Source organism: Pantoea sp. UBA6567 (assembly GCF_002434165.1).
Taxonomy (GTDB): domain Bacteria; phylum Pseudomonadota; class Gammaproteobacteria; order Enterobacterales; family Enterobacteriaceae; genus Pantoea; species Pantoea eucrina.
Genome location: NZ_DJJN01000006.1, coordinates 1,555,814 through 1,572,222, shown reverse-complemented (window position 1 = coordinate 1,572,222; position 16,409 = coordinate 1,555,814). Strand labels below are relative to the sequence as shown.

The window sequence follows — 16,409 nt, the reverse complement described above, 5'->3', positions numbered from 1 at the left end:
AAAGGGATCTGCGATGAAAAAGATCGATGCAATTATTAAACCATTCAAACTTGATGACGTGCGTGAAGCGCTGGCGGAAGTCGGCATCACCGGGATGACGGTGAGCGAGGTCAAAGGGTTTGGACGTCAGAAAGGCCACACCGAACTCTATCGTGGTGCCGAATATATGGTCGATTTCCTGCCCAAGGTAAAAATCGAGATGGTGGTCGGGGATGACATTGTCGATACCTGCGTGGAAACCATCATGAAAACGGCGCAGACCGGCAAAATCGGCGACGGTAAAATTTTCGTATTTGACGTGGCGCGCGTGGTGCGTATCCGCACCGGCGAAGAGGATGAAGAGGCAATCTGATCCTCTGTCCGGCGTCACAGTAAAAGCCTGCCTGCCGCAGGCTTTTTTATTGTTGCAATTACAGCACCTTGTGCGGGCCGAAAACCTCATAGTGAATGCGTGCGGTATCGACGCCTGCATCCAGCAGCTGGCGAGCGACAAACTGCATAAACGGCAGCGGCCCGCACAGCCAGAACGTGCGGTCCGGCTGGTTCAGCTCCGCTGACACGCAGGCCAGATCCATTACGCCCTCTGCATCATACCGGCCGGCATCGTCGCTGGCAGGCTGGCGATACCAGACGTGGCTGCGAAAGTGCGGCAGGGTGGCGCCCAGCGCGGCAACTTCCCGCGCAAAGGCGTGCTGCGCGCCATTTTCAGCCGCGTGCAGCCAGGTCACGGCTGCCGGATGCTGTTGCTGCGCCAGCACCGCGAGCATCGCTAACATCGGCGTCTGACCGACGCCCGCTGAGATCAGCGTCACCGGCGTCGCTGGTTCTGTCTGCAGCACGACGTCACCCGCCGGCGCGCTGCACTGCACAATATTTCCCACCCGGGCGCAGTCGTGCAGCCAGCCCGACACGGTGCCGTGCGCTTCACGTTTGACAGCAATACGGTAGGCTTTGCCGTCAGGCGCGTGCGTCAGCGAATACTGGCGATGCTGCATAAACCCGTTTTCTGTCAGACGCAGGCTGAGCGTCAGGTATTGTCCCGGCAGAAAATCGGCCACCGGCTGCCCGTCATTGGGAACCAGCTCCAGACTGGTAATCACGCTGCTTTCCGGCGTAATGCGGCGGATACGAAAGTCACGCAGGCCGCGCCAGCCACCACTCTTCTGCTCAGATGCCTGATAGATAGCTTCTTCACGCTGAATAAAGACCTGCGCCAGCAGCGCATACGCTTTGCCCCAGGCCGCAAGTACCTCCTCGTCCGGATTGAGCTGCTCCTTCATGGTGGCCAGCAGCGTGGCGCCTACCAGATCGTACTGTTCAGGCCGGATATTCAGGCTGGCGTGCTTCTGCGCAATTTTCTCGACCGCCGGCAGCAGCGCTGGCAAATCCTCCAGATGGGTGGCGTAAGCGCAAATCGCATTAAACAGAGCTTCACGCTGATCGCCGCTGCGCTGATTGTTCATGTTAAACACGTTTTTCAGTTCAGGATGATCGTTCAGCAGTTTGTGGTAAAAACAGCCGGTAAGAGCGGGTCCCATTTTGGCTATAGCGGGCACGGAAGATTTAATGGTCGCGATAGTCTGAGCGTCAAGCATGGTGTGTTCCTCAGCGGATAACTTAAAAGATGTATTTTAAATGCATCTTATGCCGTGCACGTCCGGCTGTAAACCGGCAGCAGCAGCTTTTAGCGCGAGCCGGGTACGCATTCCGGGCGGTTTACGCTGATCTTCCGTCAATCCATGCCCTTTTTTTGCGTGCAGCTAAAGCGTAAAAAAGGCGTTCCAGCGGCATGCCAATCGTTTGCGTAAAAAGAGCGCCCTGGCGCTATCGTCCCCTGGCAAAACCGTTTACACTGTTGGCCTTCGCCCCTAAGCGGGGGCTTAAATTGCCGTTAAAGTTGCTGAGTCAGGAGATGCGGATGTTAAAGCGTGATATGAACATTGCCGATTATGATGCCGATTTGTGGCAGGCTATGGAGCAGGAGAAAGTGCGTCAGGAAGAGCACATTGAACTGATCGCTTCAGAAAACTACACCAGCCCGCGCGTTATGCAGGCGCAAGGTTCACAGCTCACCAATAAATACGCGGAAGGCTATCCGGGCAAGCGCTACTACGGCGGTTGTGAATATGTTGATATCGTTGAGCAGCTGGCGATCGACCGCGCAAAAGCCCTGTTTGGTGCAGATTTTGCCAACGTTCAGCCTCACTCTGGTTCGCAGGCAAACTTCGCTGTTTACACCGCGCTGCTGCAGCCGGGTGATACCATTCTTGGTATGAATCTGGCGCACGGTGGTCACCTGACCCACGGTTCACCGGTCAATCTTTCCGGAAAACTCTACAACGTTATCCCGTACGGCATCGATGAAACCGGCAAAATCAACTATGACGAACTGGCCGAGCTGGCGCAGACGCATAAGCCAAAAATGATCATCGGCGGCTTTTCTGCCTACTCCGGCGTCTGCGACTGGGCAAAAATGCGTGAAATCGCTGACAGCATCGGCGCCTGGCTGTTTGTGGATATGGCTCACGTGGCAGGTCTGGTGGCAGCTGACGTCTATCCTAACCCGGTTCCGCACGCGCATATCGTGACCACAACTACGCATAAAACGCTGGCGGGTCCGCGTGGCGGCCTGATTCTGGCGCAGGGCGGAGATGAGGATCTGTATAAGAAGCTCAACTCTGCGGTCTTCCCTGGCGGACAGGGCGGCCCACTGATGCACGTCATCGCCGGTAAAGCTGTAGCTTTCAAAGAGGCGATGGAGCCGGAGTTCAAAACCTATCAGCAGCAGGTGGCTAAAAACGCTAAAGCGATGGTTGAAGTCCTGCTGGAGCGCGGTTACAACATCGTTTCCGGCGGTACGTATAACCATCTGTTCCTGATCGATCTGGTGAGCAAAGGCCTGACCGGTAAAGAAGCGGATGCCGCTCTGGGACGTGCAAATATCACCGTGAACAAAAACAGCGTGCCAAACGATCCGAAAAGCCCGTTTGTGACCTCTGGCGTGCGTATCGGTACACCAGCGGTAACCCGTCGCGGCTTCAAAGAAGCAGACGTGCGTGAACTGGCTGGCTGGATCGCCGACGTGCTGGATAACGTGAATGACGAGGCCACCATCGAACGCACCAAACAGAAAGTGCTCGATATCTGTGCCCGTCTGCCCGTTTATGCCTGACAGGTTTTAACGGATGAAAAAAGGATGGCTCCGGCCATCCTTTTTTATTGGTGCATTTTCCACTGCTTAGCGCACGATTGATCCGCTCTGCGGGTTTCTTTTTAGCCGGTGCTTTGCCAAAGTAGCGCCCAAACCGCAGGCAGTGGCGCGCGCCACAGGAGAGAGCATGACCATCGCATCAGCCAGATGGCTGGGACTGAGCTATTTCACCTACTTTTTTTGCTACGGCATCTATTTACCTTTCTGGAGCGTCTGGCTGCAGGGCAGCGGACTCGATGCGGAAAAAATTGGCCTGCTGCTCGGTTGTGGCATGGTCGCGCGCTTCGCCGGCAGCCTGCTTATCGCTTCACAGGTTAAAAATCCGGCTCAGCTGATTGTCGCGCTGCGGCTGCTGGCGCTTCTGACTGCACTGTTCGCTCTCGGCTTCTGGTTCGGCGGCCAGTGGCTCTGGCTGCTGCTGGTCATGGTAGGGTTCAATCTCTTTTTCTCTCCGCTGGTGCCGCTGAGTGATGCGCTGGCGGCAACCTGGACGCGCCAGATTGGGCTGGCCTACGGTCCGGTGCGGCTGTGGGGATCGCTGGCGTTTGTCATCAGCTCGGCGCTCACCGGCATGCTGGTCAGCGCTTATTCTTATCAGGCGGTTTTGCTGCTGCTGAGTCTGGGCGTCGTGGCCATGCTGAGCGGGATGCTGCTGCCACCGCAGACGCGTCCGCAGGGTGAGGCGCGACAGGGCGCCAGTGGCGGCTGGGCGGCGTGGCGCGATCTGCTGCGGGAAAAGAGCGTCTGGCGTTTTATGATCTGCGTTACGCTGCTGCAGGGCGCGCATGCCGCCTACTACAGCCTCAGTGCCATCTGGTGGCAGCAGGCGGGCTACTCCGCCTCCGTGGTGGGGTATCTGTGGTCGCTCGGCGTGGTGGCGGAGATTGTAGTCTTTGCCCTCAGTAACCGTCTGTTCAGACGCTGGAGCGCGCGCGATCTGCTGCTGCTTTCCGGCGTCTGCGCGTTGCTGCGCTGGACGCTGCTCGGTGCCACGACCGCGCTGCCGCTGCTGGTTGTCGCACAGATTTTGCACTGCGGCAGTTTTACCATCTGCCACCTGGCGGCGATGCGCTTTATCGCTGCACGTAAAGGCACCGAGGTGATTCGCCTGCAGTCGCTCTACTCGGCGCTGGCGATGGGGGGCGGAATTGCCGTGATGACCATGATCTGCGGTGTCCTGTTTGCCCACCTGCAGGGGCATCTCTTCTGGGTCATGGCGCTGGTGGCGCTGCCGGCGCTGTTCCTGCGCCCTGCGGCTCAGGCGTCCAGCAGCTGAAGAATACGCTGCTGCTGATGATCGCTTAACGGCAGTTCTGCATGGATCAGCGGCGGCGAAAAGAGCGGCAGCGAAATAGCATAGGGAGTCACTACCAGCGCCACATCGCGCGGTGCGCCCTCGCGCTGGAAGTGCAGCATATCCTGATAGGTTATATTGATCGGCAGCAGCGTCATGTCGCGCAGCTGCTGCTCCAGCAGCTGCTCCAGCGCGGCGTCGACGCCGGTGAGCAGCAGTACCTGCTTCTCCTGCAGCGCGCTCTCCTGCATCATCCAGGCACCAAACAGCACCGCCACCAGGCTGGTCTCTTCCGCGCTGAACTGCGTGCCAAAGTCGCTGCTGAAATGGTACAGCGCGCGCTCGGTGGTGCGCATCAGCCGCGGATAGAGCCGCGCCACATCCAGCGCCACGCTATTATCGATGCCAATAGAAAAATGGCTGCGGTCCAGCGCCTGCGCCAGATGAGTATAGAGCTGGAGCTTCAGCTCATGCTGGTTGCGGATGCGCGTTTTTGCCAGCTGTTCAAAACGCGCAATCAGCGCTTCGGTGGCACTCATCAACCGGTGCGCCTGTGGCACACTCAGCTGGGTGGCATCAGGCGCATGAATCAGACTGAAGAGCAGCGTCCAGAAATCGGTTTCGCTGGCATCGGGCATCAGATGACAGCGTTTCTGCCAGTGGTGAATGACATCGTCTGCTGCGGCACGCTCCGCTTTGTCTGCCAGCCAGCTGCGCTGCCGCTCGCTGAACAGCGCCGCCTGACGCTGACAAAGGGCATACTTCATAAAAATAAGCAGAAAAAGCTGGTCGCGGGGAGAGAAATTGCGCATCAGCCGCAGGCTGCAGTGCTGGATCAGCGCCTGCAGGTTGATCTCATCCCACAGCGCTTTTTCAATCTGCAAAACTTTGAGCCGCTGACGCAGGGCGGGAACAAAATGGTCGCAGACAAACGCCTGCGACAGGCGCAGCGCGCGTCGCAGCCAGTGGATCAGGCAGAGTCTTCTGTCCAGTTCCGTGCCGTGAATGCGAAAGCTGCCATCCACCATCTGATGCAGTTCCAGCTGATGAAAGCGCTGTATCTCATCGCCCACATCCGCGATATCCTGACGGGCAACCGCAGGATCAACGCCGTTCAGCTGGCACAGTTTATCGAGCGTCAGGGCGGGGGCGGGCAGAAATAACAGCAGTAACAGATGGCAACGTCGCTGGGAACGGCTGAAGAGCGGTGCTGTAGCAGGCGCAAAACTCATCACGTATTTTATCCGCAGCTCATTTTTCAGCTAAGAATAGCCAATATCGCGCTGAAATTACGCTATCGGTGCAGACTTTTACTCAGAGCTTCAGGGCGGGTCACAGTTTTTTTCGGGCCACGTAAACCTTTACCTTATAAATTGTTACTTTATAACATATGAAAATTGCGCTTTTACTGGTTACGCTGTTTTTCTCCGCTGCGGCTGCATGCCATCCGCACAGTTTTATTGCGATGAAAGCAGAGCTGAAAAGCCAGAACGATCGGCTGACCGGCATAAAAATGGTCTGGACGATGGACGAAATCACCTCCGCCGACCTGCTTTATGATGCCGGGCAGGCCAGTCCGGGTGATGTGGTATGGAAAAAGCTGGCGGCTCAGGTGATGGCTAACGTACTGGGTCAGCACTATTTTACCGAGCTGTGGCAGGAGAAAACGCGGATAAAATTTCTTAATTTGCCGCAGGAGTACAATTTGTCGCGTAGCGGACATAAGGCCGTGCTCGAATTTATTGTGCCGCTGGGCGAGCCGCAGCCGTTGGCCGGGAAGCGTTACCGTATGCTGACGTTTGATCCCAGCTATTTTGTTGATATGCAGTATGAGACGTCACAGGATATTGCCATGGATGAGAACCTAAAGGCGCACTGCCAGCTGAAGCTTACGACCCCACAGCCGGACGCGTCGCTGCAGCAGTATGCACTGTCGCTGGATAAAGCTGACGCGCCGCCGGAAGATATGGATTTGGGCCGCCAGTTTGCCCAGACGGTGACGCTGATATGTCGCTGAATATTCCGCTCCCTACGCGGCGTCGCTGGCCACTGCCCGCCGCCGGCCTGTTGCTGCTGCTGACCGCAATGCTGCTCTGGCACGCCTGGCCGCACATTCTGTTACAGAGCGTGCTGTGGCAGAAAGCGCTTAACCATTCCCTGACACAGCTGCTGCAGCAGGTCGCAGCACAGCCGCGCCAGGCGGGGATAACGCTGCTGCTGCTGAGCCTGGCGTATGGCGTCCTGCACGCGCTGGGACCGGGGCATGGCAAAGTGGTGATCGCCACTTTTTTAGCGACGCACCCTGCGCAGTTGCGCACCAGCATTCGTCTGACTCTGCTGGCTGCGCTGCTGCAGGGCGGGGTAGCCATTGCCCTGGTGACGCTGATGCTGGTGGTACTGCAGACCTCATCGCGCCAGCTCCATCTCAGCAGCTACTGGCTGGAAAAGGGGAGCTACCTGCTGGTTATCGCGCTGGGCTGCTGGCTGGGCTGTCGCGCCGTGAAATCGCTGCGGGCAGCCCTGCGTCCGGCGGCGGGCTGGCAGATCCGGGCAATACATACGCAGCATCAGCATGACGCAGCCTGCGCATGTGGCCATACGCATGTACCGGATGCGCATCAGCTGGCGCACGCGGTGAGCTTCAGGACTCAGCTGCTGCTGGTCCTCTCCATGGGCCTGCGCCCCTGTTCAGGGGCGCTGATGATGCTGCTATTCGCTAAAGTGATTGATGTTTATCTGTGGGGCGTGGCCGCTGCGCTGGCGATGGCGCTGGGGACTGCGCTGACGGTGTCGCTGCTGGGTATCGTGGTTCAGCGTTCGCGCGTGATGGCAGCAAAATTGAGCCGTTCAGCAGCCGATCAAAAACGGAGTGCGGTAGTGATGGCGCTGCTTATGCTGCTGGGGGCCATTGCGCTGATACTGGCCGGAATACTTCTGTGGCAGAGTGCACTCCCCGCTGCCAGCAACGGCCTGCGCCCCTTTTAACCGGACCCGGGATAAACATCCGGCCGCGCATAATCTGCCGGATGTTTAATTTTCCGCTATCAGAGAAAAATATCCTGCTGTGCACCTCTGGTGTAAATAGCATTCTCTGTCTACGCTAAATGACATCAGCTGAGAATTAACTTTTTTAAAATAAACTTTTATCAGTCGTCGTTTTTTGCGAGGAGAATACTATGCCTGAAATCCGGACTCATAATGGCATCACGGAGACCGTGACCGATACACATGCGGGACTGCCGTTAAAACGCATTTCATGGAGCGCAATATTTGCAGGTGTTATCGCTGCGCTGATTGTTCATATATTACTGGGAGTATTGGGGACGGCAATTGGTGCCACCACCATCGATCCACAGCAGGAGCAAAATCCTCTGGAGCATCTTGGTACTGGCGCGCTGATCTGGACCGGTGCCAGCATGCTGATTGCGATGGCGGTAGGTAGCTATATCGCCGGCCGTCTGGCACAGCGCGAAGGCGCACTGCACGGTTTACTGATGTTTGGTGTCAGTACGCTTATTACTCTGTGGCTGGCTTTCTCTCTGGCAAGCGGTATTATTGGCGGCGCCTTTAATATTCTGGGTTCAGGTGTAAATGCGCTGGGTAATGGTATTTCTTCTGTTGCGCCTTCGCTGACCAATATGGCGAAAGAGAAGCTGCAGGAAAATAATATTAACCTCGACGATCTGCAGAATGAGCTGGAGACCACGCTGCGCCAGACCGGCAAGCCGGAATTACAGCCAGAAAATCTGCAGCAGGATGCAAATAACGAAGCGAACAACGCTGAGAATCAGGCAAAAAATACGGCACAAAATCCGCAGAACGCGGATGCTGATTTGAGCAACTGGTTTAAAGGCGTGCTGAGCCGTCATTCTGATACGCTGCAGGCTGCTGACCGCGATGCGCTGAAAAATATTATCAAAGCGCGTACCGGTAAGAGTGACCAGGAAGCAGAACAGATTGTTAACCAGGCAGAGCAGAGCTATCAGCAGGCGATGCAGAAGTATCAGCAGCTGAAGCAGGAAGCGGAGCAGAAAGCACGTGAAGCAGCAGAACAGGCTGCCGCTGCTACGGCGAAAGCGAGCTGGTTCACCTTCATCATGCTGATTATCGAAGCCGTGCTGGCAGCGATTCTGGGTGGTGTAGGTCGCCGTACTCAGCCGCGTCAGGTGTTAACGCACGAACGTCGTTAATCAGTACCATTAAAAAAGGCGGCCCGCGGGCCGCCTTTTTTTGCTTAGCGCTTCAGCGCTTCGCTCAGCTCTTCGCGCATATTAGCCAGCATGGCTTTTACGACGCGCGGATTGCCGGCTACGATGTTACCTGAGTGCAGATAACCGTGGTTGCCGGTGAAGTCAGTCACCAGACCGCCAGCCTCACGTACCAGCAGCTCACCCGCTGCAAAATCCCACGGCTTCAGGCCAATCTCGAAATAGCCATCCACGCGGCCGGCTGCGACATAAGCCAGATCCAGCGCGGCTGAACCGCTGCGACGGAAGTCTGCGCACTGGGTAAACAGTTTGCCAACAATATTGATATATGGCGTCGCGTGCTGCTTAACCTTGAACGGGAAGCCGGTCGCCAGGATGGTGCCATCCAGATCGCGGGCGTTGCTGCCGCGCAGACGATAGCCATTCAGCTGTGCGCCCTGACCGCGTACGGCGGTGAAAAGTTCATTACGCATTGGATCGTAAACCACAGCCACTTCAGTGCGGCCTTTAATGCGCACGGCAATAGAGACGGAGAAGTGTGGCAGACGTTTGATGAAGTTGGTGGTGCCATCCAGCGGATCGATTACCCATTGAATATCCTGATCCTCACCCGCCAGCTCACCGCTCTCTTCGGTGATGATGGTGTGTTGTGGGTAAGATTTACGAATGACTTCGATAATCAGGCTTTCTGCGTCACGGTCAACATTGGTCACGAAGTCGTTGCTGCCTTTCTGGCTGGCTTCGACAGCGTCGGGAGTTTCGTAATTTTTGGCAATTAAATTTCCGGCCTTGCGCGCTGCGCGCACGGCGATGTTGAGCATCGGATGCATCGGTATCTCTCGCTGGATGTTAAAGAACGGGGAAAACGGCGCGGAGTATAGCAGCGTGTTCAGCAAATGTCCTGCATTTATGTTAGGATGCGCGTCATCATTTTCTCACCCGCTCATAATTATGCTGCAAAATATCCGAATTGTACTGGTTGAAACGTCCCACACCGGCAACATGGGTTCTGTTGCCCGCGCCATGAAAACCATGGGGTTAAGCAACCTTTATCTGGTGAATCCGCTGGTTAAACCTGACTCGCAGGCGATCTCTCTTGCGGCGGGTGCCAGCGACGTTATCGGCAACGCCCGCATTGTTGATACGCTGGATGAGGCGATTGCCGGCTGCAGCCTGGTGGTCGGCACCAGCGCCCGTTCACGGTCGTTGCCATGGCCGATGCTGAATTCACGCGAGTGCGGCATTAAGAGCGTGGAAGAGGGGCAGCAGGCACCGGTCGCGCTGGTATTTGGCCGTGAGCGCGTCGGACTGACCAACGACGAACTGCAGAAGTGCCATTATCACGTAGCTATTCAGGCTAACCCGGAGTACAGCTCGCTGAATCTGGCGATGGCGGTGCAGATTATCGCTTATGAAGTGCGTATGGCGTGGCTGGATGCGCAGGAAAAAGCGGCTCCGCAGCCGGAATATGAAGCCTCACCTTATCCGCTGGTGGACGATCTGGAACGCTTTTATCAGCATATCGAGCAGATGATGCTGGAAAGCGGCTTTATCCGTACCGGCACGCCGAGCCAGGTGATGAGCAAACTGCGCCGCCTCTATACGCGCGCCCGTCCGGAACGCGATGAGCTGAATATTCTGCGCGGCATGCTCTCCTCCTTTGAAAAACCCAAAGGCGATAAGGGTAATAGTTGAGTAAAACGCCAGGTTAAATAGTTGAGTAAATTACTAGGTTAAATAGTTGACCAAAATACTCGGGAATGGCAGACTGCGCTGACTGACATTCCACCGATAACCCGCCTGAGTAAGGGCGGATGCCGACGAGGTTTTACGCTATGAGACTGACATCCAAAGGACGCTATGCCGTTACCGCTATGCTGGACGTAGCCCTGCATTCGCATGAGGGGCCGGTACCGCTGGCGGATATTTCCGAGCGTCAGGGGATTTCACTCTCCTATCTGGAACAGCTGTTCTCGCGTCTGCGTAAGCACGGCCTGGTTGCCAGCGTGCGCGGGCCGGGTGGCGGTTATCTGCTGGGCAAAGATGCTAATGCTATCGCAGTGGGTGCGGTGATCACCGCGGTAGATGAGTCGGTGGATGCGACCAAATGTCAGGGTAAAGAGGGCTGTCAGGGTGGCGAACGCTGCCTGACTCACGTGCTGTGGCGCGATCTCAGCGAGCGCATCAGCGATTTCCTGAATAATATTACGCTGGCTGAGCTGGTGAATAATCAGGAAATCCTGGATGTTGCTGACCGTCAGAACAGCGTGGATAACCGTCGTTTTCAGCAGCATCGCGTGCAGGAAACCATCAACGTTAATCTGCGTGCCTGATCGCAATCCTATTGCCTGACTGAAGACTGACTTTTACAAAGCCCCGGGCGCTTAGCGATTAAGCCCCCGGGGCTTTGTGCTGTTAGCGCTCCCGTCACCGGCCGCATGACCGGTTTACTCTCTGCAGGCTGAATCATGCTATAAAGACCTGTGTTTTATTTTACGGAGTTACAGCGCCATGAAATTACCGATCTATCTGGATTACGCAGCGACCACGCCTGTGGATCCACGGGTCGCCAGCAGAATGATGCAGTGTCTGACGCTGGATGGCACCTTCGGTAATCCCGCATCCCGTTCCCACCGCTTTGGCTGGCAGGCTGAAGAGGTCGTTGATGTTGCCCGCAATCAGATTGCGGCGCTGGTTAACGCCGATCCGCGCGAAATAGTCTTTACTTCCGGCGCGACCGAAGCGGATAACCTCGCCATTAAAGGGGCAGCACACGCCCGTCAGGCGCGCGGACGGCATATTATTACCAGCCAGACGGAACATAAAGCGGTACTCGATAGCTGTCTGCAGCTGGTGCGCGAAGGGTTTGATGTGACCTGGCTGACGCCCGGCAGCGACGGTATTGTCACGCCGGATATGCTGGCTGCCGCACTGCGCGACGATACCGTGCTGGTGTCGCTGATGCACGTGAACAACGAAACGGGTGTCATCCAGGATATTGCGGCGCTGGGCGCGCTCTGTCACGCGCGTGACATTTTGTTCCACGTGGACGCCACGCAGAGCGTGGGCAAGCTGCCGCTTGACGTCAGCACGCTGCCGGTGGATCTGATGTCGTTCTCGGCGCATAAGCTCTATGGACCCAAAGGCATCGGTGCGCTCTGGGTACGCCGCAAGCCGCAGGTGAAGATTGACGCACAGATGCATGGCGGCGGGCACGAGCGCGGTATGCGTTCCGGAACGCTGCCGGTGCATCAGATTGTCGGTATGGGTGAAGCCTATGCGCTGGCAGGCGAGGTAATGGCAGAAGAGATGACGCGACTCGCCACGCTGCGTCAGCGGCTCTGGCAGGGCATCAGCCAGCTGAGCGGCGTACAGCTTAACGGCTCGCTGGCGCACAGCGCACCAAATATCCTCAATATCAGCTTTGCGCAGGTTGAGGGTGAAACGCTGATTATGGCGCTGAAAGATCTGGCGCTTTCATCCGGCTCAGCCTGTACCTCGGCGAGTCTGGAACCCTCCTATGTGCTGCGCGCAATGGGCGTTGAGCCGGAGCTGGCCTACAGCTCGCTGCGCTTTTCGCTGGGGCGTTTCACTACGCAGGAGGAGATTGACTACGCGATTGCGCTGGTCAATAAAGCCGTCAGCCGGATGCGGGCCGTTGCCCCGGCAGCCGCCCGCTGATCCATGCCACTCCGCGCCGGTCTGGCGTGGAATGAGACCAAACGTAAACGGAGCGACGCGATGACAACACAACCGATGAATATTACGCTCAGCACGCAGCCTGCTGATGCGCGCTGGGGCGAAAAAGCCCTGCTGAGCAGCAGCGAGAGTGGTATGACGCTGCACCTTACGGGCAGTGATGCGCTGCTGACGATTCAGCGCGCGGCGCGCAAGCTCGACAGCCAGGGGATCCGTCACGTTGCGCTGTGCGGTGACGACTGGGATCTGGAAAAGTGCTGGGCATTCTGGCAGGGCTATCGCAGCCCGAAAGGCGCGCGCCAGGTGGAATGGCCGGCGCTCAGCGACAGCGATCGCGCTGAATTCGATCGTCGTCTGCAGATTATTGACTGGGTGCGCGATACCATTAACCTGCCCGCGGAAGACCTGAGCCCGGAACAGCTGGCGCACAGCGCTATCGATCTGATCAGAGACGCGGGTGGCGATGCCGTCAGCTATCGCATCACTAAAGGCGAAGATCTGCGCGAGCAGGGGTATAGCGGTATCCATACCGTTGGGCGTGGTTCGTCGCGCGTGCCGGTACTGCTGGCGCTTGACTTCAACCCGACCGGTGACGCAGATGCGCCGGTTTACGCCTGTCTGGTCGGTAAAGGGATCACCTTTGATACCGGCGGCTACAGCCTGAAGCAGAGCGCATTTATGGACTCTATGAAGTCCGATATGGGCGGAGCGGCGACCGTCACCGGCGCGCTGGCGCTGGCGATTGCCCGCGGGCTGACGAAGCGCGTAAAACTCTATCTCTGCTGTGCCGATAACATGGTCAGCGGCAACGCATTCCGTCTTGGCGATATCATCCGCTACCGCAACGGTAAAACCGTTGAGGTGATGAACACCGATGCGGAAGGGCGTCTGGTGCTGGCGGATGGCCTGATTGACGCCAGCGAGCAGAAGCCGGAGCTGCTGATTGATGCTGCCACGCTGACCGGCGCAGCCAAAACGGCGCTCGGCAACGACTATCATGCGCTGTTTACCTTCGACGATGTGCTGGCTGAGTCGCTGCTGGGCAGCGCCACCGGCGAAAATGAAGCGTTCTGGCGTCTGCCGCTGGCGGAGTTTCACCGCAGCCATCTGCCGTCAAATTTTGCCGATCTCAACAACATCGCCAGCCCTGCTCACGCCGCCGGCGCCAGCAGCGCGGCCGCATTCCTCTCGTGGTTTGTTGAAAAATATCAGCAGGGCTGGCTGCATATCGACTGCTCCGCCACCTACCGCAAAAGCGCGGTGGATCAGTGGTCAGCAGGCGCAACCGGACTCGGCGTGCGTACCCTTGCCAACCTGTTACTGAAATAATCCCGCTTCGGGCAGGCTGGCTCCTGCCCGCTTTTTTGGAATGAAACACGCATGAGTAATCGTCTTGAAGAGGTGCTGAAGCTGGCGGCCACCGAGCCGGCGCATCGCCCGGAGTTTTTTCAGCTGTTGCTGGCCGCAGATGTCTGGGTGCCAGGCGAAAGCCCGGCTGAACAGTTTAACGCGACCTCGCCCGTCGAGTTACAGCACTGGGAGAAAGAGGGAGGCGGTAGCGTGATCCCGTTCTTCAGCTCTGAGGCGGCTATGCGCGAAGCGATAACGGATGAACAGCCGTGGCTGCGCCTGCCGGCGCGTACGCTGTTTGAGATGACGCTGGGGGAAGCGCTGTTTCTGAACCCGAAATTACCAGCGGGTAAAGAGTTTACGCCGGGTGAAATCGCGCATCTGCTGGGTGAGGAGGGAAGTGCGCTGAGCCAGCAGACAGTGCTGGAGGGCGGCCACGCGCTGCTGCTGTCGGAGGTAGCTGAGCCGCCGGCACAGATGATCGACTCCCTGACCCAGCTGTTTGCTAAATATAAACAGGTGCGCCGCGCCTACATTGCCAGCCTGCGTGAAAGCGTGAACGAAGCGCCTAATCTGCTGATTGGTATAGAAGCTGACAGTGATATCGATGAAATTATTCAGGCCGCAGGCAGCGTGGCGACCGATACGCTGACCGATGATGCTCCTGTTGATATCTGCGAAGTGGATGCCGGACAGCATGGCGTCAGCCATTTTTTTACCGCGCATATCACGCCATTTTATGAGCGGCGCTGGGGCAGTTTCCTGCGCGATTTTAAAGGCAGCCAGCGCATCATTTAACCATCGTATGTTGATGCGTATGGCCCTGGCACGCGCATAACGCGGGAATTCCCTGTAGGGGCGCCATTCATGGCGCCCTGGTTTCAGGCAGGTGACTATTTTTCAATCGGTAAATCGTCGCGGCTGCCCCATTCGCCCCAGGAGCCGTCATAGAGCGTTGCGTCGCGGACGCCCAGCGCCGTCAGCGCCAGAATCAGCACCACCGCCGTTACGCCCGAGCCGCAGCTGGCAACGATGGGCTTATCCAGCGCCACGCCTGCCTGCGCAAACTGCTGACGCAGCTCGGCGGCGGGTTTCAGCGCGCCATTCTCCACCAGACTGTTCCACGGCAGATTCAGGCTGTACGGAATATGTCCGCGCAGCAGGCCGGGACGCGGCTCATCCACCTCAGCGTTAAAGCGGTTTGCTGCGCGCGCGTCCACAATCTGCGCGCCTCCTTCATGGCTGAGCAGCAGTACATCGTTCAGTCGCTTCACCTGACTGCTGTCGAAGTGTGCCGCGAAGTCACCTTCCGGCAGCGCCACCGGGCCGTCTGCGGTAGTCAAACCTGCGGCTTTCCAGCCCTGCAGACCGCCGGCCAGAATGGAGATGCGCTGGCAGCCAAAGGTGCGCAGCATCCACCAGGCGCGCGGGGCAGAGAAGAGATTACCCTCGTCATACACAATCAGATGCTTATCCTGCACCACCCCCAGCTCACGCATTGCGACAGCAAAACTCTCCGGGCGGGGCATCATATGCGGGTAAGGGCTGGTGTGATCGGAAAGCGCTTCGATATTAAAGAAAGCTGCCTGCGGCAGGTGACTGGCCAGATACTCTGCGGTGACATCGCGCACTGCATCCTGACCCGGCGGAACCATGCGCGCATCCAGCACCTGTACTTCTTCATCACCGTAGTGCTCATGCAGCCACTCAGCAGATACAAACAGGGGAACCGTCATTGCCATCTTCTCTCTTCTTGCGGAAAAGGTCAGTCTCCGGGAATGTGCAGGCTATCTCAAGCCCGCAATGGCTAAAGTGAGCGCCGCGGGATGAAAATGCAGCATCTGTTCTGCTGAAGATATCCGGCCTGCAGCACAGGGCGTAAACCCGTGGCGGGTGCGTCACGGTGCAGCCTGCACCGCAAAAAGTAATTATTTTCAATAATTCCACCAATCACTCATAGGCAACACGCGTCGATCTCCCTATAATCGGCGCGTTTTTCTTACCGGGAGAGGGTTCCCGGTTTATTCAGGATGCTAATTCAGAGGTAATCATGGCAATCGAACGTACTTTCTCCATCATTAAACCAAACGCCGTTGCTAAGAACGTTATCGGTGCTATCTACAACCGTTTTGAGAGCGCGGGCTTCAAAATCGTTGGCGCAAAAATGCTGCACCTGACCAAAGAGCAGGCTGAAGGCTTCTACGCTGAGCACAAAGGCCGTCCATTCTTTGATGGTCTGGTTGAGTTCATGACCTCTGGCCCGGTAGTGGTTTCTGTTCTGGAAGGCGAAAATGCCGTTCAGCGTCACCGTGACCTGATGGGTGCGACCAACCCGGACAACGCACTGGCAGGCACCCTGCGTGCAGATTACGCAGACAGCTTCACCGAAAACGCGACCCACGGTTCTGACTCTGCAGAGTCTGCTGCCCGTGAAATCGCTTACTTCTTCGCTGAAAACGAAGTCTGCGCGCGCACCCGCTAAGTGCATTGCGGCTGAAGCGGACAGGGGAGTTTACACCTTTTACGCTGGCGTAAAACGGTTACCCTGGCATCGTGCCACAGTTATAGTACAATAATGCGCCCCTGTTGAGCCTGGCTCAGCCGGGGCGCTGTTTTTTCTTCTTCCTAACCAGAGCCGTAACGTGTA

General features: G+C 57.3%; 16 protein-coding genes. 12 read left to right on the top strand and 4 right to left on the bottom strand.

The features are described 5' to 3' along the window. The first annotated feature begins 13 nt into the window (after nt 1–13). Entirely contained in the window at nt 14–352 is a 339-nt protein-coding gene (gene glnB, locus B4M48_RS13460; protein ID WP_007886217.1) for a nitrogen regulatory protein P-II, read from the top strand. 58 nt (nt 353–410) lie between these two features. On the opposite strand, the gene hmpA is transcribed toward glnB, so the two are convergent. Next, the gene (hmpA, locus tag B4M48_RS13455) at nt 411–1,595 is read right to left on the bottom strand and encodes an NO-inducible flavohemoprotein (RefSeq protein WP_071667890.1); all 1,185 of its coding nucleotides are present in this window, start codon (nt 1,593–1,595) and stop codon (nt 411–413) included. A 323-nt stretch (nt 1,596–1,918) separates the two neighbouring features. On the opposite strand from hmpA, the gene glyA reads away from it, so the two are divergent. Beyond that, entirely contained in the window at nt 1,919–3,172 is a 1,254-nt protein-coding gene (glyA, locus tag B4M48_RS13450; RefSeq protein WP_039379655.1) for a serine hydroxymethyltransferase, read from the top strand. Nucleotides 3,173–3,338: 166 nt separating this feature from the next. After that, nucleotides 3,339–4,487 (top strand): 3-phenylpropionate MFS transporter, encoded by a 1,149-nt coding sequence (locus B4M48_RS13445; protein ID WP_288656904.1) that lies wholly within the window; start codon nt 3,339–3,341, stop codon nt 4,485–4,487. On the opposite strand, the gene csiE is transcribed toward B4M48_RS13445, so the two are convergent. Then, nucleotides 4,469–5,737, bottom strand: coding sequence for a stationary phase inducible protein CsiE (csiE, locus tag B4M48_RS13440; RefSeq protein WP_071667892.1), 1,269 nt, complete (start codon nt 5,735–5,737; stop codon nt 4,469–4,471). The genes B4M48_RS13445 and csiE overlap by 19 nt on opposite strands. A gap of 158 nt (nt 5,738–5,895) precedes the next feature. Between csiE and B4M48_RS13435 the strand changes: the two genes are divergently transcribed. The 3 genes from B4M48_RS13435 to B4M48_RS13425 all read left to right on the top strand — a co-directional run bounded on the left by B4M48_RS13435 (nt 5,896) and on the right by B4M48_RS13425 (nt 8,695). Further along, the gene (locus B4M48_RS13435) at nt 5,896–6,522 is read left to right on the top strand and encodes a DUF1007 family protein (RefSeq protein WP_094112081.1); all 627 of its coding nucleotides are present in this window, start codon (nt 5,896–5,898) and stop codon (nt 6,520–6,522) included. Continuing rightward, nucleotides 6,513–7,490, top strand: coding sequence for a nickel/cobalt transporter (locus B4M48_RS13430; RefSeq protein ID WP_288656902.1), 978 nt, complete (start codon nt 6,513–6,515; stop codon nt 7,488–7,490). Before B4M48_RS13435 ends, B4M48_RS13430 begins: the two co-directional genes overlap by 10 nt. Before the next feature lie 191 nt (nt 7,491–7,681). After that, nucleotides 7,682–8,695, top strand: coding sequence for a TIGR04086 family membrane protein (locus tag B4M48_RS13425; RefSeq protein WP_039379643.1), 1,014 nt, complete (start codon nt 7,682–7,684; stop codon nt 8,693–8,695). A 44-nt stretch (nt 8,696–8,739) separates the two neighbouring features. Here B4M48_RS13425 and suhB read toward each other — a convergent pair whose 3' ends face one another. Further along, nucleotides 8,740–9,543 carry an inositol-1-monophosphatase gene (gene suhB / locus B4M48_RS13420; RefSeq protein WP_039379640.1) on the bottom strand — a complete coding sequence of 268 codons (804 nt, stop codon included), beginning with the start codon at nt 9,541–9,543 and terminating at the stop codon, nt 8,740–8,742. A gap of 121 nt (nt 9,544–9,664) precedes the next feature. Here suhB and trmJ point away from each other — a divergent pair, with 121 nt between their 5' ends. From trmJ to sseB, 5 genes are all read left to right on the top strand, one after another. Further along, nucleotides 9,665–10,408 (top strand): tRNA (cytosine(32)/uridine(32)-2'-O)-methyltransferase TrmJ, encoded by a 744-nt coding sequence (trmJ, locus tag B4M48_RS13415; protein WP_039385614.1) that lies wholly within the window; start codon nt 9,665–9,667, stop codon nt 10,406–10,408. A 140-nt stretch (nt 10,409–10,548) separates the two neighbouring features. Beyond that, nucleotides 10,549–11,046, top strand: coding sequence for a Fe-S cluster assembly transcriptional regulator IscR (gene iscR, locus B4M48_RS13410; protein ID WP_039379638.1), 498 nt, complete (start codon nt 10,549–10,551; stop codon nt 11,044–11,046). Nucleotides 11,047–11,224: 178 nt separating this feature from the next. Then, a complete protein-coding gene (locus B4M48_RS13405) occupies nt 11,225–12,394 on the top strand; it encodes an IscS subfamily cysteine desulfurase (RefSeq protein WP_250341262.1) in 1,170 nt (389 codons plus the stop codon). A 60-nt stretch (nt 12,395–12,454) separates the two neighbouring features. Next, complete coding sequence (gene pepB / locus B4M48_RS13400) at nt 12,455–13,741, top strand: aminopeptidase PepB (protein WP_039385612.1); 1,287 nt, start codon at nt 12,455–12,457, stop codon at nt 13,739–13,741. Nucleotides 13,742–13,792: 51 nt separating this feature from the next. Next, the gene (gene sseB, locus B4M48_RS13395; RefSeq protein ID WP_039379633.1) at nt 13,793–14,560 is read left to right on the top strand and encodes an enhanced serine sensitivity protein SseB; all 768 of its coding nucleotides are present in this window, start codon (nt 13,793–13,795) and stop codon (nt 14,558–14,560) included. A gap of 95 nt (nt 14,561–14,655) precedes the next feature. Here sseB and sseA read toward each other — a convergent pair whose 3' ends face one another. Next, entirely contained in the window at nt 14,656–15,498 is an 843-nt protein-coding gene (sseA, locus tag B4M48_RS13390) for a 3-mercaptopyruvate sulfurtransferase (protein WP_039385610.1), read from the bottom strand. Between the two features lie 314 nt (nt 15,499–15,812). Between sseA and ndk the strand changes: the two genes are divergently transcribed. Next, nucleotides 15,813–16,244, top strand: coding sequence for a nucleoside-diphosphate kinase (ndk, locus tag B4M48_RS13385; protein ID WP_039379630.1), 432 nt, complete (start codon nt 15,813–15,815; stop codon nt 16,242–16,244). Nucleotides 16,245–16,409 lie beyond the last annotated feature (165 nt).